General features: G+C 40.2%; 19 protein-coding genes. 18 read left to right on the top strand and 1 reads right to left on the bottom strand.

What is annotated here, in order from left to right; genetic code table 11:
- Nucleotides 1-12 precede the first annotated feature (12 nt).
- From rpiB to BVF91_RS09125, 13 genes are all read left to right on the top strand, one after another.
- A complete protein-coding gene (gene rpiB, locus BVF91_RS09185; protein WP_085113111.1) occupies nt 13-459 on the top strand; it encodes a ribose 5-phosphate isomerase B in 447 nt (148 codons plus the stop codon).
- 16 nt (nt 460-475) lie between these two features.
- On the top strand, nt 476-1,108 hold the full coding sequence (gene upp, locus BVF91_RS09180) for a uracil phosphoribosyltransferase (RefSeq protein WP_085113110.1): 633 nt from the start codon (nt 476-478) through the stop codon (nt 1,106-1,108).
- A 12-nt stretch (nt 1,109-1,120) separates the two neighbouring features.
- Complete coding sequence (locus BVF91_RS09175) at nt 1,121-1,567, top strand: deoxycytidylate deaminase (protein WP_041592137.1); 447 nt, start codon at nt 1,121-1,123, stop codon at nt 1,565-1,567.
- Nucleotides 1,568-1,632: 65 nt separating this feature from the next.
- Entirely contained in the window at nt 1,633-2,667 is a 1,035-nt protein-coding gene (locus BVF91_RS09170) for an MraY family glycosyltransferase (RefSeq protein ID WP_085113109.1), read from the top strand.
- 18 nt (nt 2,668-2,685) lie between these two features.
- Nucleotides 2,686-3,837, top strand: a complete 1,152-nt coding sequence (gene wecB / locus BVF91_RS09165) for a non-hydrolyzing UDP-N-acetylglucosamine 2-epimerase (RefSeq protein ID WP_085113108.1) — start codon at nt 2,686-2,688, stop codon at nt 3,835-3,837.
- Nucleotides 3,838-4,036: 199 nt separating this feature from the next.
- Nucleotides 4,037-4,789, top strand: a complete 753-nt coding sequence (locus tag BVF91_RS09160) for a YwmB family TATA-box binding protein (protein WP_085113107.1) — start codon at nt 4,037-4,039, stop codon at nt 4,787-4,789.
- Between the two features lie 9 nt (nt 4,790-4,798).
- Nucleotides 4,799-6,052 (top strand): UDP-N-acetylglucosamine 1-carboxyvinyltransferase, encoded by a 1,254-nt coding sequence (murA, locus tag BVF91_RS09155; protein ID WP_085113106.1) that lies wholly within the window; start codon nt 4,799-4,801, stop codon nt 6,050-6,052.
- Nucleotides 6,053-6,213: 161 nt separating this feature from the next.
- Entirely contained in the window at nt 6,214-7,041 is an 828-nt protein-coding gene (locus BVF91_RS09150; RefSeq protein WP_085113105.1) for a 5'-methylthioadenosine/S-adenosylhomocysteine nucleosidase family protein, read from the top strand.
- Between the two features lie 98 nt (nt 7,042-7,139).
- Nucleotides 7,140-8,654 (top strand): glutamate/gamma-aminobutyrate family transporter YjeM, encoded by a 1,515-nt coding sequence (yjeM, locus tag BVF91_RS09145; RefSeq protein ID WP_085113104.1) that lies wholly within the window; start codon nt 7,140-7,142, stop codon nt 8,652-8,654.
- Between the two features lie 94 nt (nt 8,655-8,748).
- Nucleotides 8,749-10,143, top strand: a complete 1,395-nt coding sequence (gene pepV / locus BVF91_RS09140) for a dipeptidase PepV (RefSeq protein WP_085113103.1) — start codon at nt 8,749-8,751, stop codon at nt 10,141-10,143.
- Between the two features lie 110 nt (nt 10,144-10,253).
- Entirely contained in the window at nt 10,254-10,478 is a 225-nt protein-coding gene (locus BVF91_RS09135) for a DUF1659 domain-containing protein (protein ID WP_085113102.1), read from the top strand.
- 37 nt (nt 10,479-10,515) lie between these two features.
- Nucleotides 10,516-10,734 carry a DUF2922 domain-containing protein gene (locus BVF91_RS09130; RefSeq protein WP_045413198.1) on the top strand — a complete coding sequence of 73 codons (219 nt, stop codon included), beginning with the start codon at nt 10,516-10,518 and terminating at the stop codon, nt 10,732-10,734.
- Between the two features lie 101 nt (nt 10,735-10,835).
- Nucleotides 10,836-10,979: a YvrJ family protein gene (locus BVF91_RS09125; RefSeq protein ID WP_014757257.1), complete on the top strand. Its 144-nt coding sequence runs from the start codon at nt 10,836-10,838 to the stop codon at nt 10,977-10,979.
- 20 nt (nt 10,980-10,999) lie between these two features.
- On the opposite strand, the gene BVF91_RS09120 is transcribed toward BVF91_RS09125, so the two are convergent.
- Nucleotides 11,000-11,290 (bottom strand): MTH1187 family thiamine-binding protein, encoded by a 291-nt coding sequence (locus BVF91_RS09120; protein ID WP_045413201.1) that lies wholly within the window; start codon nt 11,288-11,290, stop codon nt 11,000-11,002.
- A 400-nt stretch (nt 11,291-11,690) separates the two neighbouring features.
- On the opposite strand from BVF91_RS09120, the gene BVF91_RS09115 reads away from it, so the two are divergent.
- The 5 genes from BVF91_RS09115 to BVF91_RS09095 all read left to right on the top strand — a co-directional run bounded on the left by BVF91_RS09115 (nt 11,691) and on the right by BVF91_RS09095 (nt 22,949).
- Nucleotides 11,691-16,943 (top strand): IPT/TIG domain-containing protein, encoded by a 5,253-nt coding sequence (locus BVF91_RS09115; protein ID WP_085113101.1) that lies wholly within the window; start codon nt 11,691-11,693, stop codon nt 16,941-16,943.
- A 13-nt stretch (nt 16,944-16,956) separates the two neighbouring features.
- The gene (locus BVF91_RS09110) at nt 16,957-19,452 is read left to right on the top strand and encodes an S-layer homology domain-containing protein (protein ID WP_085113100.1); all 2,496 of its coding nucleotides are present in this window, start codon (nt 16,957-16,959) and stop codon (nt 19,450-19,452) included.
- A 15-nt stretch (nt 19,453-19,467) separates the two neighbouring features.
- The gene (locus tag BVF91_RS09105) at nt 19,468-20,928 is read left to right on the top strand and encodes an S-layer homology domain-containing protein (protein ID WP_085113099.1); all 1,461 of its coding nucleotides are present in this window, start codon (nt 19,468-19,470) and stop codon (nt 20,926-20,928) included.
- 58 nt (nt 20,929-20,986) lie between these two features.
- Nucleotides 20,987-22,054, top strand: coding sequence for a stage II sporulation protein D (spoIID, locus tag BVF91_RS09100; protein ID WP_085113098.1), 1,068 nt, complete (start codon nt 20,987-20,989; stop codon nt 22,052-22,054).
- 79 nt (nt 22,055-22,133) lie between these two features.
- Nucleotides 22,134-22,949 carry a M23 family metallopeptidase gene (locus BVF91_RS09095; RefSeq protein WP_085113097.1) on the top strand — a complete coding sequence of 272 codons (816 nt, stop codon included), beginning with the start codon at nt 22,134-22,136 and terminating at the stop codon, nt 22,947-22,949.
- Nucleotides 22,950-23,009 lie beyond the last annotated feature (60 nt).

The following is a 23,009-nucleotide window of genomic DNA, read 5'->3' as shown; positions in this document are numbered from 1 at the left end:
AGGAGCTTTTCAATGATTGCGATAGGTTCTGATCACGGTGGATATGAGCTTAAAGAAGCCATAAAGAAGCATCTTGAGGAAAGAGGGATAGAATACAAGGATTTTGGCACATTTAGTGAGGAGTCTGTAGACTATCCTGATTACGCCAGAGAAGTGGCAGAGGCTGTAGCCAGCGGACAGTTTGAGAAAGGCATACTTTTGTGTGGAACAGGCGTTGGTATATCGATTGCTGCCAATAAAGTGCCTGGCATAAGGGCAGCACACGTATCTGATGCCTTTTCGGCAAGGTACTCAAAAGAGCACAACAATGCAAACGTGCTTTGCATGGGGGGAAGAGTTGTAGGGCCAGGTCTTGCAACCCTTTTGGTAGATGAATGGCTTGACGCAGAATTTCAAGGCGGAAGGCATCAAAAGAGGATTGACAAGATTTCTGAGATTGAAAAAAAATACTCGAGATGACATAGGAGGTAAATGAATGTACGATAATGTTTATGTATTAGATCATCCATTGATACAGCACAAAATCAGTTTGATAAGAGACGAAAATACAGGGTCAAAGGAATTTAGAGAGCTTGTAGAAGAGATATCTATGCTTATGGCGTATGAAGTGACGAGAGATCTTCCATTGGAGGAGATCGAAGTAAAGACACCTATAGCCATTGCCAAGACGAAAGTCATAGCTGGCAAAAAGTTAGGCATAATTCCAATCTTAAGAGCAGGACTTGGCATGGTAGATGGCATGATGAAGCTTATACCTGCAGCGAAGGTTGGACACATAGGTTTGTACAGGGATCCTGAGACATTAAAGCCTGTTGAATACTACTGTAAGTTGCCTTCTGATATAAATGAGAGGGATCTCATTGTAGTAGATCCTATGCTGGCGACAGGTGGCTCCGCATCTGCTGCCATACACTTTTTGAAAGAGAGAGGTGCACAAAGCATAAAGCTTGTCAACCTCATAGCTGCACCTGAAGGGATAGAAGCTGTTCACAAGGATCACCCTGAAGTGCCTATCTATTTAGCTTGTATCGATGAAAGGCTAAATGAGCATGGATACATCGTGCCAGGTCTTGGCGATGCAGGGGATAGGCTTTTCGGAACGAAGTAAGAGGAATGAAAGATGAGACCGTCGTGGGATGAGTATTTTATGATGGTGGTAGATGTGGTGAAGACACGATCTACCTGTTTAAGAAGGCAGGTTGGTGCTGTCATTGTGAAGGACAAGCATATCATATCCACAGGATACAATGGTGCACCCACAGGGCTTAAACACTGTGAAGAAGTAGGATGTATGAGGGAAAGCTTAAACATACCATCAGGCGAAAGGCATGAGCTTTGTAGGGGCACTCATGCCGAGCAGAATGCCATAATACAAGCCGCATTAAACGGTGTAAGCACTAAAGATGCCACCATCTATGTAAGTGCAAGCCCATGCTCTATGTGTGCAAAAATGATCATAAATGCAGGCATAAAAAGAGTTGTCTATGAAGGGGATTACCCTGATAACCTTTCATTTGAGTATTTGAAGGAAGCTTCTGTAGAAGTTGTGAAGATGGAAAGACGATAAATAGTTGACAATAATGGCGTTGGTGGAATATTATATAATTATGATAAGTTCAGGGGAGTGTTAAAATGAAAATATACGTTTTGTCGTTTGTTGTGGCTTTTGTGGCTGCACTTATGGCTACACCAGCGGCAAAGAAGTTGGCTTATAAAATCGGAGCCATCGACATACCAAAGGATAAAAGACGTGTTCACAATAAGCCTGTACCGCTTATAGGCGGATTGGCCATATACCTTGGTACAGTTTTAAGTATGCTTCTGTTTTTACCAAAATCAGAGACTAACCTTGGAATAATAGCCGGAAGCACGATAATAGTGGTTTTAGGCATATTTGACGATAAATACGAATTAAAAGCTAAAGTGAAGCTATTAGGACAGCTTTTAGCAGCATTTGTGGTTGTCCTAAGCGGTGTAAGGATCGATTGGCTTACAAATCCATTTGGCGATGGCATGATAAACATAGGCGTTTTTGCCATCCCTCTTAGCATATTTTGGATCGTAGGTATTACAAATGCCATGAACCTTATTGATGGTCTTGATGGACTTGCTGCAGGCATAGCATCCATATCGTCAGGTTCACTGTTTGTGGTGTCGTTGCTAAATGGGCGGTATGCTACTGCACTTATTACTGTTGCTGTCACTGGAGCGGCACTGGGATTTTTGCCGTACAATTTCAATCCTGCTAAGATATTCATGGGAGATACTGGCGCCATGTTTTTAGGCTTCATCCTGTCGGCGGTATCTATCCAAGGTGCAGTAAAATCTGCTGCCGCCATTGCGATTGCAGTTCCCATATTAGCGTTAGGCGTTCCGGTGTTTGACACGATATTTGCAATAATAAGGCGGTTAGCCAATAAAAAGCCTATCATGGAGGCAGACAAAGGGCATTTGCACCATAGACTTTTAGCGCTGGGCCTTTCGCAGAGACAGGCAGTTTTTGTCATGTATGGTGTAAGTTTGTTCTTAGGTTTAAGCGCGATACTTATATCCTCCACAAATGGTGCAAAAGGCTACATCATATTGATTGTTGCCATCTTAGCTGTTTTGTGGGGAGCAGACAAGATGGGACTTTATGGGCACAAAGCTAAAAACATGAATGTGTAAATATAAGGAGCTGAAGACATGCTAAAAGTAATGCCTATTTTCGGCACAAGGCCTGAGGCTATTAAGATGGCACCGCTTGTAAAAGAGCTTCAGTGTGCCGATGGAATAGAGACAGTCGTGTGCGTTACAGCTCAGCACCGGGACATGCTTGATCAGGTGCTGAGGCTTTTTAATGTCATTCCTAAGTATGACCTTGACGTTATGAAAGAAAGCCAATCATTATCTGACATAACATCATCTGTCTTAAGAGGGCTTGACGATGTCTTAGGGCAGGAAAAACCTGATTTGATTTTGGTTCACGGCGATACCACTACGACTTTTGTTGCTGCTTTGTCGGCTTTTTACAAAAAGATAAAGATAGGCCATGTGGAGGCAGGGTTAAGGTCTTTCGATAAGTGGTTTCCGTATCCTGAGGAGATGAATAGAAAGCTTACAGGAGTATTGTCAGATTTGCACTTTGCACCGACACAGACTGCAAAAGAGAATCTCTTAAAAGAAGGCGTAGATGAAAGCAGCATATTTGTTACAGGCAATACCGTCATAGATGCCATGAAATACACTGTAAAGGAAAATTACATCTTTCGGGATGACAGGTTAAATGAGGTTGACTACAGAAACAAGAAAGTCATCGTTGTTACGGCACATCGCAGAGAAAATTGGGGTTTGCCATTAGAAAATATATGTAATGCATTGAGAAAAATAGCCATTGACTTTAAGGATACGTACATCATATACCCAGTTCACAAAAATCCCGTCGTAAGGGATACGGTACTTAGCATCCTTGACAACCTTGACAATGTTTTGTTGCTTAATCCAATCGATACAGACGAGATGCACAACCTTCTAAAAAGGTGTTACATGGTTATGACAGACTCAGGAGGACTTCAGGAAGAAGTGCCATCATTGGGGAAACCTGTCTTGGTTTTACGGGATGTTACAGAAAGGCCTGAAGCGGTTAAAGCAGGTACTGTAAAGATAATAGGGACGGATTTTGAAAGAGTGTACAGTGAAGCAAAACTTCTGCTTACAGACAAAAATGAATACGACAAGATGGCAAATGCAGTAAATCCATATGGGGATGGCAATGCATCAAGGCGCATTGTGCAAGCCATAAAATACGCATTTGGCATGACAGATGAAAAAGTAGATGAATTTAGAGGCAGCTTATGAAGCTGCCTTTAAAAATTATAAAGTGCTTTAAGGAGTTTAAACATCCATCTTTAAATTGATAGATGTTTTTATGTATAAATACATTAAAATTGTCAATAATTATATTAGGTTGGGCGGAACGTATGGTGAATTTATTATCCCCCTTGTGAATTTACCGTATGATACCGCCCACTTTTATTTCGATTTTGGAGGAATGAATATGTTTAATAAGTTATCATTGATTGCTGTTACAGTAATAGTGGTGTTTTTTATGTTGAACTCTCAGATGGATGCGTTTTCTGCAAAAGGCAATGATGTTTCAGTTATAGAAGAAGCTTTTGCAAAAAGCGGAGCATCGTACCAGTACGCAAATATCAACGGGTGGGCTAAGTTGAGTTCCGATTTTACGCCTTTGAGCCAAATGAATAAAACTGTAGAAAATGTTATAAAATCGTTGCAAATTGACGATAAAATGGTTAAAGTTTCGAAACTTGATCAGTCCAATTTCAGACAGTACGATGCGGAATACGACGCTAAAGACAAAAAAATTTCGATTGTCGTACAAAGCGTCAAAAACAGTGGGGCAAATGAAACGTACATTTTAATAGACGAATACTTGCTTAATGGAAACAAGGATGTTGTCAATGAGAATGAAAAAATCAAAAAGGCGTATTCAAGTTTAAGTCTTACTCCAGAGATTGCTACGTGCTTAGTCGGTACATACGATGGAAAGTTGAATAAGGACAAAATAAGTAGTATATTAGAAGAAGTGATGAAGGATACGGATGCTTCGAAAATAGAAGGATTAAATGATGAAAATTTAGTCAGTATTTCTGCTCACACAAATAAAATTAAGGAATATATTGAGATGGGCAGTGAAAAAATAAATTTGAACGTTGCAGTAAGGTATAGCAGTTACGATGACAAAACATATATTTGGCTGGCAACACCTGTCATAGCAATGGAATATTAACAATAGAGGGTGGTATACACGAAGATTATCGTTGAAAGTAGCCCTGCGCTAAAGGGCACTGTAAAGGTAAGTGGAGCGAAAAATTCTGTTTTGCCTATCATCGCAGCATCTTTGCTTTCAGAAGGAGAAGTAATTATAGATGACGTGCCAGAGCTTAAAGATGTGAATGTGATGATAGAGCTTATAAAGTTTTTAGGTGCCAAATGTACATTTCAGGATGGAAAGCTTAAGATAAATGTGGACATAAAAGATGTGGAGGCACCGTATGAACTGGTTAAAAAGATGAGAGCATCTTTCCTTGTGATGGGGCCTATTCTGGCAAGATTGGGTCATGCAAAGATATCGCTGCCGGGTGGCTGTGCCATAGGGACAAGACCTATAGACTTACACTTAAAGGGATTTCAGACGCTGGGTGCAGAGATAGACATAGGTCATGGGTATGTGGAAGCAAAAGCTAAAAAGCTTGTAGGCAAAAAGGTTTATCTGGACTTTCCAAGCGTCGGCGCTACGGAAAATATCATGATGGCTGCTGTATTTGCAGATGGGCTTACTACCATTGAAAATGCAGCCGAAGAACCGGAAGTAGTGGATCTTGCCAATTTTCTCAATAAGATGGGAGCTAACATAAAAGGTGCTGGCACAGACACCATAAGGATAGAAGGCGTGAAAGAGCTTAAAGCTACAGAGCATACTGTCATACCAGATAGGATTGAAGCTGGCACGTACATGGTTGCATCTGCCATGACTGGCGGTGATGTACTTATCGAAAATGTCATAGTCGATCACGTCAAGCCTATAATTGCCAAGTTGACTGAGTGTGGCATCGAAGTGTATGAGGAAGGCACAGGCGTCAGGGTAAGAGGTTGTGAAAGCTATAAAGCAGTTGACATAAAGACACTGCCGTATCCGGGCTTTCCCACAGACATGCAGGCTCAGATGATGGCAATGATGGCTGGAGCAAAAGGTACCAGTGTAATCATAGAGACAGTGTTTGAAAACAGATTTATGCATGTAGATGAATTAAAAAGGATGGGCGCGGATATAAAGATCGAAGGAAGAACCGCAGTCGTAACAGGCATCGATCATTTATCAGGTGCAGAAGTGAAGGCAACAGATTTAAGAGCTGGAGCTGCACTCATATTAGCAGGACTTATAGCAGATGGAAAGACCATTATAAACGATGTGTACCATATAGACAGAGGTTATGTAAACATCGAGGATAAGCTTAGAAGTCTTGGGGCAATCATATACAGAGTCGATTGAAAGGTGTACTTATGTACACTTTTTTGTTGTAGTATTTTTGAATAAATGAAAAAGACGGGAATGCACCTCCCGCATAAAATCAGAATTTATTTGTTAAGTCACAGCAAAAGAATTATAATATTATAGGCATTTTGAAAAGTTAGAAAAGGAGCTTAGAAATCATGGTTTACATATCTGCATCTATGTATGTGGAGGCAAAGCCTATTATAGATTATTACAATTTGAAGAAGGACGTGGACGAAAGATATTATCAAGTTTTTAAAAGCGATAATATGAGATTGATAATAACAGGCGTTGGCAAGGTTAATTGTGCTGCAGCAACATCACACCTTTTAGCTAAGATACCGCCTGATGATGGTGATATTGTGGTGAATGTGGGCATTTGTGGTGCGAAAGATGGATTTCAAATTGGGACACCTTATCTTATCAATAAGATAAAAGATGCTTCAACAGGGAGAGACTATTATCCAGACATCCTTTTGAATCACGATCTTAAAGAATGCTCTATAGAGACCTTTGATAAGCCTCTTTCAAGTCAAGAGCTTTTAGAGGAAGAACTGTGCGATATGGAGTCCAGCGGTTTTTATGTTTCTGCATCAAAGTATGTAGAGCAGCACAGGATTTTTTTGATTAAGGTGGTTTCAGATAGAGTTGGTATTGATACGGTTTCTAAAGATGATGTTTTGAAGCTTATTCAAAACAATGTGGAGAAGATTGATGCTTTTATAAAAAGCGCTGAGGAGTTTGCAAAAGTTGACGGCAGTTTTTTCAAAAAAGAAGAACTTGAGCTGATGGAAAAGATTTTTTCTTCTTTGAAACTTACAAAAAGTTTAAAAGAAATCCTTTATAAATCATGTCTACACTACAAGGTGAGAACAGGCGATGATATTTTGTTTTTAGAGAATATTGGGCTTTCAGATGTCAACAATAAAAGAGAAAGAAAAAAGTATTTTGATTTAATCATCTCATATTTAGAGAAAGAAATATGAGAAATGCTGGAAAATGCTTAAATATTGCAAAAATCGCAAGTTTAAATTATAATAAATGTATTAAAATAATTTAATAATTAAACAAAAGGAGGAATCAGATGACAACAAAAGAAAATGCTAGAAAGAAGTTATCCCAATTATCATTGATTTTAATGATATTTACATCTGTCTTTGGTTTTACAAACATGCCCAGATCGTTTTACCTTATGGGATACGGCGCTATTCCTTGGTATATTTTATCAGGCATTACATTTTTCATCCCATTTGCATTTATGATGGCTGAGTATGGCGCTGCTTTCAAAGAAGAAAGCGGTGGTATTTATACATGGATGGAGAAATCCGTAGGGCCACTTTTTGCGTTTACAGGCACTTTTATGTGGTACGCATCGTATGTTGTATGGCTTGTAAACATATGCTCTACGATTTGGATTCCGCTTTCAAATGCCATATTTGGGAGCGATAAGACATCTGAGCTTCACTTTTTAGGGCTTAATTCTACACAGACGCTGGGAATGTTGGGAATTATCCTTATCATCGTCATAACTTTTGTAGCCAGCAAAGGGTTAAGCGGCGTTTCAAAAGTTGCATCTGTAGGTGGTACGGCTGTGCTTTTGCTAAACGTTGTTCTTCTACTTGGTTCTTTGATAGTGTTTATTGCTACAGGTGGAAAGTTTAAAGAGCCGATTACGGGAATTAGTTCGTTTGTGACATCGCCAAATCCTTCTTATGCAACACCGCTTTCTGTCTTGTCGTTCGTGGTGTTCGCGATTTTCGCTTACGGCGGCACAGAAGTGGTGGGTGGTGTTGTAGATCAGACGGAAAATGCTGAAAAGACATTCCCGAGAGGTATGATGATAGCCGCTTCAATAATAGCTGTAGGTTATTCATTAGGCATTTTCTTAATCGGCATTTTTACAAATTGGAAAGACGTTTTGTCTTCTGACAAGATAAACTTAGCCAATGTTGCGTACGTGATAATGAACAATCTTGGCTATCAGTTAGGGACAAGTTTAGGCATGGGACAAGCAGCATCTATTTCATTGGGAAATTGGGTTGCCAGGATCGTAGGCATATCCATGTTTTTAGCGCTTACAGGAGCGTTTTTCACACTTGCTTATGCGCCACTTAAACAGCTTGTAGAAGGTACTCCAAAAGAGCTGTGGCCATCCAACATAGGTTACGTTGAGGATGGAATACCAAAGGTAGCTATATGGGTTCAGTGTGGCATCGTGGTGGCTATGATATTTTTGGTGTCATTTGGTGGAGATATTGCGAAGGTATTCTTCACAAGGCTTGTTTTGATGGCTAATGTTGCTATGACGCTGCCTTATATGTTCCTAATCATCGCATATCCTTATTTTAAAGGCAAAAGCAGCATAAAGAAAGGATATCAAGTGTTTAAAAGCAAAGGAATGGTGATGACTGTCACTATATTAAGTGCGGCTACGGTAGGTTTTGCTAATTTCTTCACCATTATAGAGCCTATGACATCAGGTGACTATACGTCCACTATATGGATGATAATTGGGCCTGTATTTTTCTCAGCGACAGCTCTCCTTCTTTACAGAAGGTATGCAAATAAATATTTAAGAGCTTTAAGGGATGACGAATGACTTTTGAGGCAATGCGAGTTTAACTCGTATTGCTTTATTTCTTTTTAAAAAGGGACTATAATGTAATTAAAGTAAATAAATAGGAGGGCTTTTTATGGTATTAGATCAGTATGTAGATGCTTTAAAAGACGACTTAGTCAAGTCGACGCAAGAAATCATCAAGATAAAAAGCACTGAGGGGGACGTGAAGCCGGGGATGCCTTATGGCGAAGGAGTTGCAAAGGCATTGGAATTAGCTTTAGACATAGCTAAAAGCCTGGGCTTCAAGACGAAAAATGTAGACGGATATGTAGGGTATGCAGAATACGGTGAAGGCGATGAGATGGTAGGCGTCTTAGGGCATCTGGATGTAGTGCCTGAAGGGGACGGCTGGGATTATCCACCTTATGGCGGCGAAATCCATGATGGCAAAATATACGGCAGGGGGGCAACAGACGATAAAGGACCTATAATGGCTGCTCTTTACGCATTAAAAGCCATAAAAGATTCTGGGCTTAAATTAAACAAGAGAGTAAGGATACTTTTTGGCACGAATGAGGAGACAGGCTCTAAAGAGATAGAGCACTACCTTAAACATGATGAATCACCGTCAATCGGCTTTACGCCAGATGCCAATTATCCAGTCATATACGCAGAAAAAGGCATCACCATGTTTGAAGTAGTAAAGGATTTTAAAAAGAAGTCTCAAGATATGGTTATTAAGTATATAAAAGGCGGCAATAGACCTAATATGGTGCCAGACTACTGTGAATGCGGTATTTATGTAAAATATGAAGACAAGAGAAAAGCTATTCATGATGAAGCTAAGAGGTTTAAGGATGTTTCAGGATTTGATTTAGACAGCGAAGTAGAAGGTGACATGCTTATAGTAAAATCCCGCGGCGTATCAGCTCATGGCAGTCTTCCGCACCTTGGGAAGAATGCGATAATGCAGCTTTTGATGTTTTTAAATGTCATATATCAAGCTGAAGACGATGTGAAAGATTTCATAGACTTTTTCGCTAAAAACGTCGGACTTGAGACAGATGGCAAGACATTTGGAGTTTACCTAAAGGATGATACAGGTGAGCTTTCGTTTAACGTAGGCACTATCAATTTTGACGAGGAGAAAGGCTCAATAGGTTTAAATATAAGGTATCCTGTGACATATAAGTACGAAGACTTGATGAATCCATTTAATGCGAAGATAAGTGAACACGGCATGAGAGTAGAAAACATGATGCATCAGCCGCCGCTTTATTTCCCTAAAGATCATTTCCTCATAAAGACCCTTATGAAAGTCTATGAGGATGTGACAGGAAGAAAAGATGAGCCATTGTCGATTGGCGGTGGAACCTACGCTAAAGAGATGAAAAATATGGTGGCATTTGGACCGATTTTCCCAGGCAAACCAGACCTTGACCATCAGGCAAATGAGTACATTGAGATAGACGATCTCGTCTTAAACGCTAAGATATACGCCCGTGCCATATACGAGCTGGCAAAGTAAATACATTAAAAACAGGAACTTATCTTTATGATAATTTCCTGTTTTTTTATGGGTAAGATTTTTTCGCTTTTTCTATATTATAAGTGTAAAAACTAAAAGGAGGTGTTAAAATGGCAGTTATATCTACACCACAGGCCTCAAGGCTTTCCATATCATACATCACTGGAAAAGACGAGAGAGGCGTCGATGTCATAAGAAGCAGGACTTACAACAACATTAAAAGTTCTGCCCTTGATCAGGATGTGATGGATGTGGCATCAGTTTTAAGTGGCCTTCAAACATATCCTGTGAAATCTGTGACACGCATAAACCAAGTAGACCTGGCGCAAGAGTAATAATTTAAACTGATTATTGAGGAAAGGAGGTTTTAGTGTGGCGGTACAGCTTCAGATGAACTTCAAAAATAAGCTTGGCAGCAATTTCAGAATAAATGTGGATAACGCACTTGAAACGCTTACCGATGGGCAAGTTAAAGCAGCTATGGATACTATAATCTCAAAAAACATATTTGACACAAATGGCGGTGAACTGGTAGAAGCAGTTAGCGCCAGCCTTGTATCTACAACCGAAAAAGAATTTGCAGTCAAATAATACGGCGGGGGCAACCCCGCTTTTAATATTTATTGAACAATTCCATGGCTTTTATGCAAGTATGGCATTGTAAAATTGTAAATATGTAAAGGAGGGTTATCATGAATGAGATCTTTGCAGGTATCGCCAATCTTGGGTTTCCAATAGTAGTAAGCATTTACCTATTAGTTAGAATAGAAGGCAAGATAGATAATTTGACCAATTCTATAAATGAGTTGACAAAAGCCATAACAAAGATAGAATAAGCGCTTCTGCGCTTATTCTATCAACTGATTACTTCACTTACTCTCTTTTCCATGTTATCCGGTTTATCTCGCCTTTCGTCAATCATGATGTTTGTCACAACCCTCATTGCCCCATCTTTAAATGGTATGTTGTGAATTTCCTCTGCTACTTTCATAAGTTCTTTTGTATTTCCTTCGATTACTGTCGATGTAGGTGTAACGGTGTATTTAAGGCCTCTCGTGTTTAAAAGTTCTACAGCCTCTTGGACAAAACTTGAGTAAGAAGCGCTTCCTGTTCCTACAGGGACAAAGTTTATTTCTAATATTGACATTTCACTGCCTCCTTTGTTATTTTGTTGTATGTTAATATATTTTGTCGAAAAATATTTTTTTATCCGCTTTTACAGAATGCTGAAAATAAGCCGATTTGAAGAAAAAAACTACAAATAATTGATTAAATTTTGGATTAATTGGGTCTTAAGACCTATTTATTTCGACAAATTGTTGTAATATAATATGACATGTAAGAATGATTCCCCTTTTCCCCATAATTAAATTTATATTCTGCACCCCCAACCCAATATGGTGTGCTGCATTTATTGCAGCGTTTTTTTTATGCTTTCAACTATAAAATTTCAAAGAAAAGTGCCGATATAAATATTGGATTATATAGTTTTTCATTTGTAATAGATTTATTTACATAAAGTATCTGATGAAATGAGGGCGTGTGTGATGAAGAGATTTGTGTCGCTATTGTTGATATTTGTCATTTTGTTTTCATTTTTCCCAGGAAATATGTCGAAAGCTTATGCTTCAAATCCACCTAATATAACTTCTGTAGAGTCATTGCGGTATAATGGCACTATGGCATCCCCTGCCAAAGGTCCTTATGATGTATCAACAGCCATAGAGATAGATGGCAGTGCTTTTATGACATTTGACAGCTCAGGAAACATGACATCTCAAATTGATGCGGTTTACATCGATTCTATTTCGGACAACACGAAGCTTACCATACTTAGTGTAAATGAAAGCAAGATATACGCAAAGGTTCCTACAATGAGTACTGCAGGCCTTTTATTGAATAAGCCTTACATGATTATCGCCCATAGAAGCGATGGGCAAAGTGCAGCAATACCTAACGGATTCACATACATCGACAATCCTAATATACAAAGTGCAGCATTGGATAACTATAAGACTGTGACGAGGGACTCCAGTGGCAATGTGACAGGTATATCGCAGCCACAGTCGTACATAAGAATGGAAGGCAGCAATTTAAGCGATATAGCTGTAGGCAATATAAACGGTGAGACGTCAAATGTGGTGTCCCAAAGTGGCTCTGTCTTGATTTCAGATATACCTTCCAGCATAAGGATCGATCCTTACACAACATATAACATTAACGTTACAAATGTATACGGCGGTCAATCAAATACATACAGTACAAATCTATCTGCAGTCAATCAAGACATAACAAGTTTATCAAAGTATACAGCCATTGTAGGCGATACTATAACGATATACGGCCATGGCTTTTCCACATTGGGAAGTGGCATGAGGGTTTACGTTGGAGAAAACCTTGTAAATAGCGGCAATGTTACGGTGGTAAGCGATACCGAGATGAGCGTAGTAGTGCCTGCTCCAAAGGATACCACATTGCCATATCAAAACATCGACATCATTGCATCAAATGGTGCGACAGTCACATTGGTAAACGCACTCCAAATAATTCCTACGCCTTCTATCATAACTATTGACAGCATAACTCCAAATGCTGGCACAGTATCCGGCGGCACGAAGGTCATCATAGTCGGTCAAAACTTAAGGCAGGACCTTATTGTCAAGTTTGGTGGTGTTCAAGGGCAAAACGTTCAAATGGTAAGTTTGCCTGGCCTTACAAACAACATGGACGCAATACAGGTTACAACTCCACCTTACTCAAAGTCAGGGCCTGTGAATGTAGACATAGTAGACCCTATTACAGGATACACTGTGACAGAGCAAAACGGGTACTTCTACCTTGCTGTTCAAGACAGCCTTGTGGCAATAGACATGAATCCATACAGCGGATATGAAAATGGCAGTACAGATGTGACTATCTGGGGATACAACTTCCAGAGAAGCGACGATCCGTCCACATACACCGCAAATCCAGATAATACGGAGATAACATACACTAACAGCAGCTACACCTACACAGATCCTGTGACAGGGCAAAATGTAGTAGGCACAAGGGTAAGGAAGCTTTATGTGACATTTGGTGGCAATAAAGCTGTGATAGAAGGCGTTTCTGCTCCATCTGGTGGACAGGAGATTTTGAAAGTATTATCTCCAAGTATTACTTTAAACCCGCCAGGACAGCCTATGTCTGTTGATGTAGTAGTGACAGTTGAAACCACGATTATGGATTCTAATGGAAATGTCGTTATGCAGTACTCCGAGCAAAGCTCACCGGCTAAGAAGTTTACGTACAATCCGCTTCCTTCAAATCCTCAAATATTAAGCATATCCCCAAATAGCGGCAGTAGAGCAGGCGGCGATACTGTCACAATACAAGGATTTGACATAAGGCCAGGTGTCAGCGTGTACTTTGGTGGCGTCTTGGCTACTGTAAAAGATTTGACTATTGATTCCAGCAATAGGTCGATAGTAACTGTTGTAACGCCAAAAAGCAGCGCTCTTGGCTATGTAGATGTGAAAGTCGTAAATAAAGATGCGGATCAAAATCGCGGGTTTACGACGATGACAAATGGCTATTATTACTATACCGCACCTACTATCACAAATGTGTTTACAAATTTTGGCTCTAAGTATGGAGGAAATTTAATAACACTAACAGGGACAGACTTCTACGTGGGGCAAACTGTGCAAAATGGCGTATACGTTCCAGTGTACCCTACGGTGACGATAGGAAACATAAATTTGCAAGTGATAAGTGTTACGGACAATAGCGGCAACATCATAGATGGCAAGAAGTTAAACATAGGGACACAGATAAAGGCGATAGTGCCTGTCACGACAAGTCCTTATCCGATAGGATGGCAGGATGTGACGGTTACCAACTACGATGGGGAAAATGGCACAGCAGGCGGCACGGTTACCCTTAAAAACGGCTTTGAAATAAAAGATACTCAGAAGACCCCAACGATTACTTCTGTCAATCCTAATAAAGGTCCCACAAAAGGCGGTACACAGATTACTATTACAGGCAGCAATTTTGAAACGGGAAGCATTGTCACCATCGATGGCGTACAGGCTAATGTTACAAGCGTCACATCGGGAAATACTGTAATAAATGCTGTGACACCTGCAGGCACATTGGGGCAAAAGATAGTGCAGGTGATAAATCCATCGGATGGTGGTACGGCATCATTGCAGAATGGATTTGAATACTTGCTTATTGAAACGAACCCAAAGATAACCAGTGTATCTCCCAATTACGGTGGTAAAGGGACACTTGTGTACATCTTTGGCAGTGATTTTTCAAGAAAAATAGGCGACAGCGATGGCGCAACAGTTTATATAGGCAATACAGTTATGGATGATGTGTACGTAATAGATCAGAATACCATAACCGCAGTTGTGCCAGATCTGCAGTACACAGGACTGTACGACATAACCGTAGTAAACCCTGATACGGCTACAGCAAAATCGCCGCAGAAGTTCCACTACCTTGTTCCTGAATCAAGTCCCGTCATAACGTCCATAACGCCAGATCAAGGTACTGTAAACGGCGGCACTGCAATAACAATAACGGGAAGCGATTTTAGGCGTGGAGCACAAGTCTACATCGGTGGAAAACTTGCCACGAACATTACTGTAAGTTCTGACGGCACCACCATACAGGCTATGACGCCTCCAGGGAATCCGGGAATGACTTACGTCACAGTCATAAACTACGATGGTGGTAACTATACTTATGGTCTTCACAGTGGTGAGGCTGGATTTACTTACGTCGTTCCAAATAGCTTGCCTGTCATAACGAAGATAGATCCCAATACAGGTTCTACGTATGGCGGCGACACCGTCACTATAACAGGTCAAGATTTTAGGATAGCAAAAGATCAAAATGGCAATATCCTAAAAGACAGCGATGGGAACCCTATAGGGCCTGACGTGTACTTTGGCAATGTGAAAGCCACAAAGGTAATATACGTAGACTATGGCACGTTGAAGGTTGTGACGCCTCCAAATGTGCCGGGACCTGTAAGGGTATCTGTCGTAAACTACGACACAGGCATAGGATATCTTGACAATGGTTTTACATACGTTCAATCTAAACCTACAATAAACGGTATTGTACCTCCAAAAGTCAACGTAAATGGTACGACGCACGTTATTGTCGTAGGCTCTAATTTTGCTGTACCTATATATGATGGCAACACTCTTGTAAGACCTGGCTCGAAAGTTTACATTGATGATGTAGAAGTGACAAATGTTACTGTAGTAAGCGGCAGTGAAATAAAATTTGTAGCACCAGCGATGAGCGATATAGGTATAAAGACATTAAAGATTGTAAATCCGGATGGTGGTACGGCTACAGCAAATATTGAGTATGTTTCACCTGTTTCAAATCCTGCCATAACTAAAGTAGACCCATCTAAAGGAAGTATTGCAGGTGGTACAACTGTCACAATAACTGGCAGCGACTTTAGAAGCAATGTGTCGGTGTACTTTGAAGGCAATAAAGCTACTGTCGTATCAAACAGTAGTACAGAAATAGTTGTCAAGACGCCGGCAGGCGATCCGAGTCTACTTAATGTGCCGATAGATGTCACGGTGTACAACGTAGATGACGGAGCAAGTACCACAATGCAAGGTGCATTTACTTATGTGAAGACAGGTGCAAACCCTGTTATAACATCTATAACTCCTAATACAGGATCTACAAGAGGAGGAGATACCGTAACGATTGTCGGTGACAATTTTAAAACAGGACTTCTCGTTTACTTTGGAGATGCATTGGCGCAGTCAGTGGTTGTCAATAATTACACCACTATAACTGTAGTCACGCCACAGCATACTGCTGGAAAGGTAGATGTAAGGATATTGAATCCGGATTACGCAGATGCTGTGCTGTCAGGGGGATTTACGTATGTTCAGACAGCGCCAGACAATCCATCCGGATTTTACGCCCAGACGATTTACGGAAATGATCACGCGATACATTTGTACTGGAATGCTGTAAATGGCGCAAATTTATATGAAATATACGGTAAAAGAAGCACTGACACAAATTATTCATTTATCGCATCAACAGACAAGCTGGAGTATTACGTCGATGGTTTAAGCCCTAACACTCTTTACAATTTTGAGTTAAGGCCTATCAACGATAAAGGCAACAGCGGCTTTGCTTATGCATCTGCATACACTGATTCTTCAACTAACTCAAAGTACGATACTGGTGTGCCGGATGTCATAGGCAATACATCTATAAACGCGTCAGGCAGTGTAGTCTACATTGTGCTTGGAAATGATGCTGCAAGTTCCAGCACATACACTGTAGATTTGACGGGATATAAATACAAAAATACAGATACTTGGATTGTGAATGTCCCAAAAAGTTTTAGCGGCAAAAGTGGCAGCATCGTTGTAAGGACTCCAAATTTCAGCATAAACTTTTCACCTCAGGCTTTAAACCTTACATCCGACATAGACAGGATTACTGTCAAATTGCTGGATGGCAAAGTGATAGATGATTTAAACAAAAGCCTTGGAAAATCCAGTGGGATTGTATCTGATGTATATCAGATAAATTATGATGAGATAAGCAGTAGCCTTGTGACACATATGACTAACTTTAGACAGGCTGTAAATATAGCGATGAATTATTACAGCAATAGAGCAAAAAGTAGTTCACTGTCACTAAAAAACTTTGATGGCAGCACGACTTACTACCAATACGTAGATCCTGTTTTGCATTACGTTTCAGGGTATGTTTTATACACTGGAAGATATGCGGTAGTTGATTCTAATTTATGATGAGGTATGTGGTATGAAGAGGCTAATTAAAACAATCACAGTGATTTCAATTTTATCCATCTTGATGTTTGCTTCCGTTTATGGTTCAACGGTTTATACTGGAGTAAACAACGCAACAGCTACTTTTGAAAACATGTCTTACAGCGATATATATAGTAGCTTTGCAAAAGGCGATATAATGAGAATGACAGCATTGTCTGTAGTACGAGGCAATGGAAGTGGACTTTATTATCCAAAAAACAAGTTAAAAAGAGAAGAAGCACTTGCCATGATATTAAGGCTTATGGGGAAAGAGAAAGATGTGCAAGTGGCTCAAAACAGTGCATCTGGCGGAGTACCGGGTGCTGCTGGAACTACTTCCAGCGGTACGGTAGATAGCTGGGCGCAAGGTGTGATAACCGTTGCTAAAAATACAGGGCTTCTGTCAAAGCAGGAGCAGTCTTTGGATTTCACGAAAAATGCCACAAGGCAGGAGATAGCCAATTGGATCGCTAAAGGCATAAATCTGACGCCTGTCTATGGAAAAGACGCACAGTACGTTTACTCATACAAAGACAGCAGCCTATTCGATGCAGACAAATTGCCGTACATAGAAGCGGCGATTGAGTCGAAAATAATGTCGGGCTATTCAAATGGCTATTTTGGTCCAAATGATTATATCACGAGGGAACAGATGACTGCTGTGCTAAGCAGGGCTTTCAATGTTTCATATACAATGATGGGGTACACAAAGGATATGGGGTATGTTGAAAGCGTACAAAAAGACAGTGTAAATGGAGGCATGAGGTACACTTACGAAATCAAAAATGACAGTGGACAAGATATTGCATTGGTTTCTGAAAACTCTCAAAGTGCAAATTACGACTTCGCAGTTTTGAAAAACGGTGTTGCAGGATTATCTTCATTAATCACAAGTGGCGACAGAATCACATATTACACAAATGGCAGCAATGTGGTATTTGCAGAGACAGAAAGCACGTCTTCATCGGTTTTAAGCGGTACCATCGATGCTGTTTGGCAAGGAAGCTTTAGGCTCATAGACGACAGTGGAAATAGCTATATAATATACTACAACAACAATACACAACTTACCATGAATTCGGTGGATGCATCTATAAGCGACTTAAAGTACGGGGAGACGGTTAAAGTGACTGTTTCAGGCAGCACAGCCACAAGAATAGATGTTGCGTACACCGATTTAAGCGGAAATGGTCAGGTCAATCTTGGTGATAAGCAAGACAGCGGAAAAATAGCCGACATAGAGACGAATAACAGCCAAGTTTCAATAACATTGGACAATGGAAATACGTATACGGCAAATGTTGATATGCTTGTTGAAGGTGGAAGTGGGTCCCTAAGCGTAGGAGATTTGAAAGTCGGAGAGTATATAAAGCTTTATTTCAGCAGCATAAGTTCCAATACACCTGATGAGGTGTTTTTAGAAGGGGACTACAATAAAGCTGTTGCAGTCATAAGAGGGACCATATCAGGGGTTTCTGGATTTAACCCCAAAATACAGCTTAAAAATGTCCAAATATATAGGCAAGGCCAGTGGAATACATCATCTGACTATTCTATGTACAGCATTGATGGTGCGTCAGTCTACCTTAATGGTCTAAAGATACCTGTAAGCGATATTAGCAAGTACAAAGGATATGATGCATACATAATGGTGGAAGACCATTATGGCACAGATACTGCAACACTCGTATCTATACAAAATGGATTTAATATGAGCTACGTTGGCAACATATCGTACGATGGAAACACTTTGACAGTGACACTAAGTGACAATCGTCAGGTAAGCGTCAATGACGGCACTATCATACTGGATGATGGGATTTTGGTGCCAAAAGACCAGTTGTCTAAGGTAAGCCAAGCTTATATTTCGTTTGCAAGAGGTGGCGGGGCAAACTTCATATCAATATTGGATACAAATGCTCCATCAGGATATTACTACGCTAAAGGAAATATTATAACTGTCACGTCAGACTCCATAACGCTTGGCAACTATTACTATTATAGCGGCAATGATTACGGCGATGAATCTTTAAGCAACAACGAGTGGGTTGCCAATGGCGATGAAACTTTTTATGTCGGCGATGAAACATATATTGTAGACAATACTGGTAACAGCCCTTCAAATGTACCGTACAGTCAATTTTTAAATCAGAAGTACAGCGGTTCTACGTATTATTCTGCGTACGTCGTTTCAAGTAACGGCAATGCAATAGCTGTAAACTTAAGGCCTTTAGTGAGTACAGACAGGGTGACTAAAGCAGTGTTAAGCAGCATTAATGGCAATGTCTTGACTTTAGATGATGTGATGGATTGGAATGGACTCAACAACAATTGGGAGCTTAATACGTCTTTAGACTCTATAGATGTCACTAAGGCAGTCATAGTTAAGAACAACAAAGTAATATCTGTCAATGACTTAAAGAGTGGCGACAGTCTTTACATAGTGAGAGATGGCGCTTCAGGGATAATAGTCACTGTACAGCAGTAAATGGGGAGATGCAGCATGAAGAAGATTATGATTATATTGATACTATTGTTTATGGCTATTCCAGTATACGCCTTTGCCAATGATGCCGGATATGAAGGCGGTATTGCCAATGAATATGAGTACAAAGAAGTAGTGTTTATAACAGGTAGCCCTGTCGTATTTGATGGAAAACTTACTGTATCACAGTCTACAAGATCTGGAACCACCACGTCAACGTATAGGTATCAATTGTCATCCAGTGATGGCGGTAAACTTACAAGGACATTGACGTTTACTACTGTGGACACGCCAAAGGATCAGTACAATCAAGTGCAGTCAAACACCACTTTAAGCCGGTTTTCAGAGACCATAACAGAAGGCGGCAAAGTTTACAGGCTGTCATCTTATGATTTCAATGGCTCTGACATTAAATCGCTAAATCCGGGTGTAAATTATTTTGCAGGCAATTTTGCAGGCAGAAAGGTGTACACCCTAAACAATAACGGCGGAACAATTGTTGTAGACATAACTGACAAAACAGTAGGGTATAGCCACGTTTACGGCAGTGTAAAGACACAGCAGATTAATTACACCATAGAAGGCAATACCGTCTCTAACAATACGAATATATCGTGGAGCGGTACTGCCGATGTGAATGTATCATTTACTGTAAGCTCTGACCTTCAATATGTGACAAATGATCCTAACTACATAAGCTTTAGAGGCGGCTATCTTTTAAGTCAGGCTGGACAAGACGTCATGACGTACACATACGATTTGCCAGAGTTTGATGGAAGTGGTAATGTAATAGGAAGAAATACAGGATCAAGTAGCGCAAGTTTAGACGAAGTGCCGCAAGAAAAGAGGCTTGTGGTGCCGGATGTACGGGATATAAACGGCACATGGGGATATGACGACATATTGAAGCTTATGAGCATGGAGGTTTTTCCAAACACATCAAAGTATTTTGGACCAAAACTTCCTATAACGAGGACTGATTTTACAGTTGCAGTTGCAAAAGCCATAAATTTGACGCCGTACACTGCTCCAAAGACGATGGGGTATTCAAAGGCTAAAACTGCAGAAGTATCACCATTTGTAGATGTATCCACATCTGACAGCAATTACGGCTACATAAAAGCAGCAAGTCAAGCCGGGCTTATATCAGGAACAGCGCCAAATCAGTTTAGCCCTGATAAGCCACTTACCAGAGCGGAAGCGGCAGTCATCTTCATAAGAGCATTAGGTCTTTCTAACCTTGCTCCATCAGGCAATTTCAATACAGGCTTTAGAGATGACAGCAGCATTCCATCATGGGCTAAAAGGGACATTTACGTTGCAAATGAGATTGGATTATTAGAAGGCGATAACTACGGCAACATTGATGCCAATGACACATTGACAAGGGAAGAAGCGGCAGCCATGATATCCCGCATGATAGATTTTATGATGAAAGATCTGACGGTTGATTATGTGCAGAAGGTTATAAATTACTGATTCATAAATTTTTACCCCGTAGCATATACTTTATTAGCCTATTTTTAAGGAGGATATGATGAAGCATATTGCGTACGGGGTTATTTTAATTGTCTTTGCGACTATTTTACTGCCAACTGTAATCGTAATAGGATTGGCGCCTGCAAGAAGTGTTGTGTCCCATGGAAGCACTGTCAGGCTTATAAATAGTGGAGGGCTTAAAGATTTAAAGACCAATGTAGAAGAAGCACCTGCTGATTACAATACGATTAATGTGTTTGTGGTGGATGAAAACAAAGATGTAAAGATGAATTTGGAGGATTACCTTGTAGGTGTTGTGGCAGCAGAGATGCCAGCGGATTTTGAATTGGAAGCGTTAAAGGCTCAAGCAGTTGCTGCAAGGACGTATGCCCTTTCCAAGGAATTAGCTTTAGGTGGTAAAGGTTGTGATCTTCATCCAGGCAGCGATATATGTACAGATTCAAAGCACTGTCAGGCATGGATATCGGATGATGTAATGAAATCCCGCTGGGGTAACAACTACAATTTGTACCACGACAAGATAGTAAAAGCGGTAAATGACACAAAAGGTCTTGTGATAGTGTACAATGATGTGCTTATAGATCCTGTATACCATGCCATAAGCGGCGGTGAAACGGAAGATGCCATTAACGTGTGGAAGGAGAACCTTCCATACTTAAAAAGCGTGCCATCTCCAGGGGAAGAAGTGGCCAAGAAATTTAAGACGACTGTGACAGTATCATCAGAAGAATTTGTAAACCGCATAAAGAGCAAAGCGCCTAAAGCTAATATAAGCACAAAAAACGTATTAAGCTACATAAAAAATGTAAAAAGGACTGAAGCAGGACACGTTTTATCGCTGAACATAGGCGGTGTAGATTTTACAGGAACAGACATACAAGAGCTATTTCAGTTAAATTCCACAAATTTTAGCTTTAGCATGAAAGGAAGCAATGTGGTGATAAATGTGATCGGATATGGACATGGCGTAGGAATGAGCCAATATGGTGCAAATGCAATGGCGAAAGACGGCAAAAACTTTGAAGATATATTGAAGCATTACTACACAGGTGTAGAAATAATGAAAACAGATGATCTTTTGAAATTAAAGGATGGAAAAACTTAAGCCCATATAAATGTCGAGAAGCCTCCTTTGGTATAAATTAAATTATATTGGTTAAAATACCAAAAGGAGGTGAATTTTTGTGAAGATAAATAGAGACGATTTAGCAAGGTTTTTTGACAGAAAAGGATTCTACTTAATTTTGTTTTTGTGCATAGTTGTCGTAGCAGTTACTGCTGTCTACGTTACAGACAATAACTTAAAGAAGATGGCAGAGCTTAGTACAACGCAAAATACTGTGAAGACAGACTCCAGCACAAAGAATACTGTTTCGGAGTACCCTACTACCAAGAATAATAATACGGCAAAAGAAGAAAATAAGGTGAAAGTTGAAAACACAAATTCCACCAGTGCACCATCGCCTGTGAAAACTAATGCATCAAGTACAACACAGAAGGCAGTGGAAGAAAAAGTACAACCAAATAATGCTGTAAACACCATGTCAAACATTACTACAGCAAGTAATAATTCAAAGAGTGAAAGCAGCACTATCTTCTCGCTGATAAAACCGGTAAATGGCGATGTGATAATGGAATTTGCTGTGACGAAGCTTACATATTCAAAGACTCTCGATGAATGGACAACACACAAAGGGGTGGATTTAAAAGCTGATTTAGGCGCTGATGTGGTGGCAGCAATGAGCGGTGTTGTGACAAAAGTGTACAATGATAGTAGGCTTGGAAATACTGTAGAGATAAAAAATGGTTCGTATATAACCCGCTACAGCAATCTTGAGGATAACGTCAATGTGAAAGTGGGACAGACAGTACAACAAGGAAGCGTTATAGGAAAGGTTGGAAACACTGCTAAGTTTGAAATTGCGGAAGATCCACATGTCCATTTCGAGCTACTAAAAGACGGAAATTATATAGATCCTATGCAATACTTCAGCAAATAAAACAGTGTGATTATTATCATGATAACAGGGAAAAACCCTGTTATTTTTTTGCGTTGAAGC

The sequence above is a fragment of the Thermoanaerobacterium sp. PSU-2 genome (assembly GCF_002102475.1).
Lineage (GTDB): Bacteria > Bacillota > Thermoanaerobacteria > Thermoanaerobacterales > Thermoanaerobacteraceae > Thermoanaerobacterium.
The sequence above is the reverse complement of the archived record's forward strand: the minus strand, read 5'-3'. Positions and strand labels throughout refer to the sequence as shown.

What these genes read in the sequence shown, in the direction of transcription:
- BVF91_RS09175 (WP_041592137.1), top strand. Translation starts at nt 1,121, where the DNA reads ATGAGACCGTCGTGGGATGAGTATTTTATGATGGTGGTAGATGTGGTG.
- wecB (WP_085113108.1), top strand. Translation starts at nt 2,686, where the DNA reads ATGCTAAAAGTAATGCCTATTTTCGGCACAAGGCCTGAGGCTATTAAG.
- BVF91_RS09160 (WP_085113107.1), top strand. Translation starts at nt 4,037, where the DNA reads ATGTTTAATAAGTTATCATTGATTGCTGTTACAGTAATAGTGGTGTTT.
- pepV (WP_085113103.1), top strand. Translation starts at nt 8,749, where the DNA reads ATGGTATTAGATCAGTATGTAGATGCTTTAAAAGACGACTTAGTCAAG.
- BVF91_RS09170 (WP_085113109.1), top strand. Translation starts at nt 1,633, where the DNA reads ATGAAAATATACGTTTTGTCGTTTGTTGTGGCTTTTGTGGCTGCACTT.
- rpiB (WP_085113111.1), top strand. Translation starts at nt 13, where the DNA reads ATGATTGCGATAGGTTCTGATCACGGTGGATATGAGCTTAAAGAAGCC.
- BVF91_RS09115 (WP_085113101.1), top strand. Translation starts at nt 11,691, where the DNA reads ATGAAGAGATTTGTGTCGCTATTGTTGATATTTGTCATTTTGTTTTCA.
- spoIID (WP_085113098.1), top strand. Translation starts at nt 20,987, where the DNA reads ATGAAGCATATTGCGTACGGGGTTATTTTAATTGTCTTTGCGACTATT.
- upp (WP_085113110.1), top strand. Translation starts at nt 476, where the DNA reads ATGTACGATAATGTTTATGTATTAGATCATCCATTGATACAGCACAAA.
- BVF91_RS09150 (WP_085113105.1), top strand. Translation starts at nt 6,214, where the DNA reads ATGGTTTACATATCTGCATCTATGTATGTGGAGGCAAAGCCTATTATA.
- yjeM (WP_085113104.1), top strand. Translation starts at nt 7,140, where the DNA reads ATGACAACAAAAGAAAATGCTAGAAAGAAGTTATCCCAATTATCATTG.
- BVF91_RS09105 (WP_085113099.1), top strand. Translation starts at nt 19,468, where the DNA reads ATGAAGAAGATTATGATTATATTGATACTATTGTTTATGGCTATTCCA.
- BVF91_RS09125 (WP_014757257.1), top strand. Translation starts at nt 10,836, where the DNA reads ATGAATGAGATCTTTGCAGGTATCGCCAATCTTGGGTTTCCAATAGTA.
- BVF91_RS09135 (WP_085113102.1), top strand. Translation starts at nt 10,254, where the DNA reads ATGGCAGTTATATCTACACCACAGGCCTCAAGGCTTTCCATATCATAC.
- BVF91_RS09120 (WP_045413201.1), bottom strand. Translation starts at nt 11,290, where the DNA reads ATGTCAATATTAGAAATAAACTTTGTCCCTGTAGGAACAGGAAGCGCT.
- BVF91_RS09110 (WP_085113100.1), top strand. Translation starts at nt 16,957, where the DNA reads ATGAAGAGGCTAATTAAAACAATCACAGTGATTTCAATTTTATCCATC.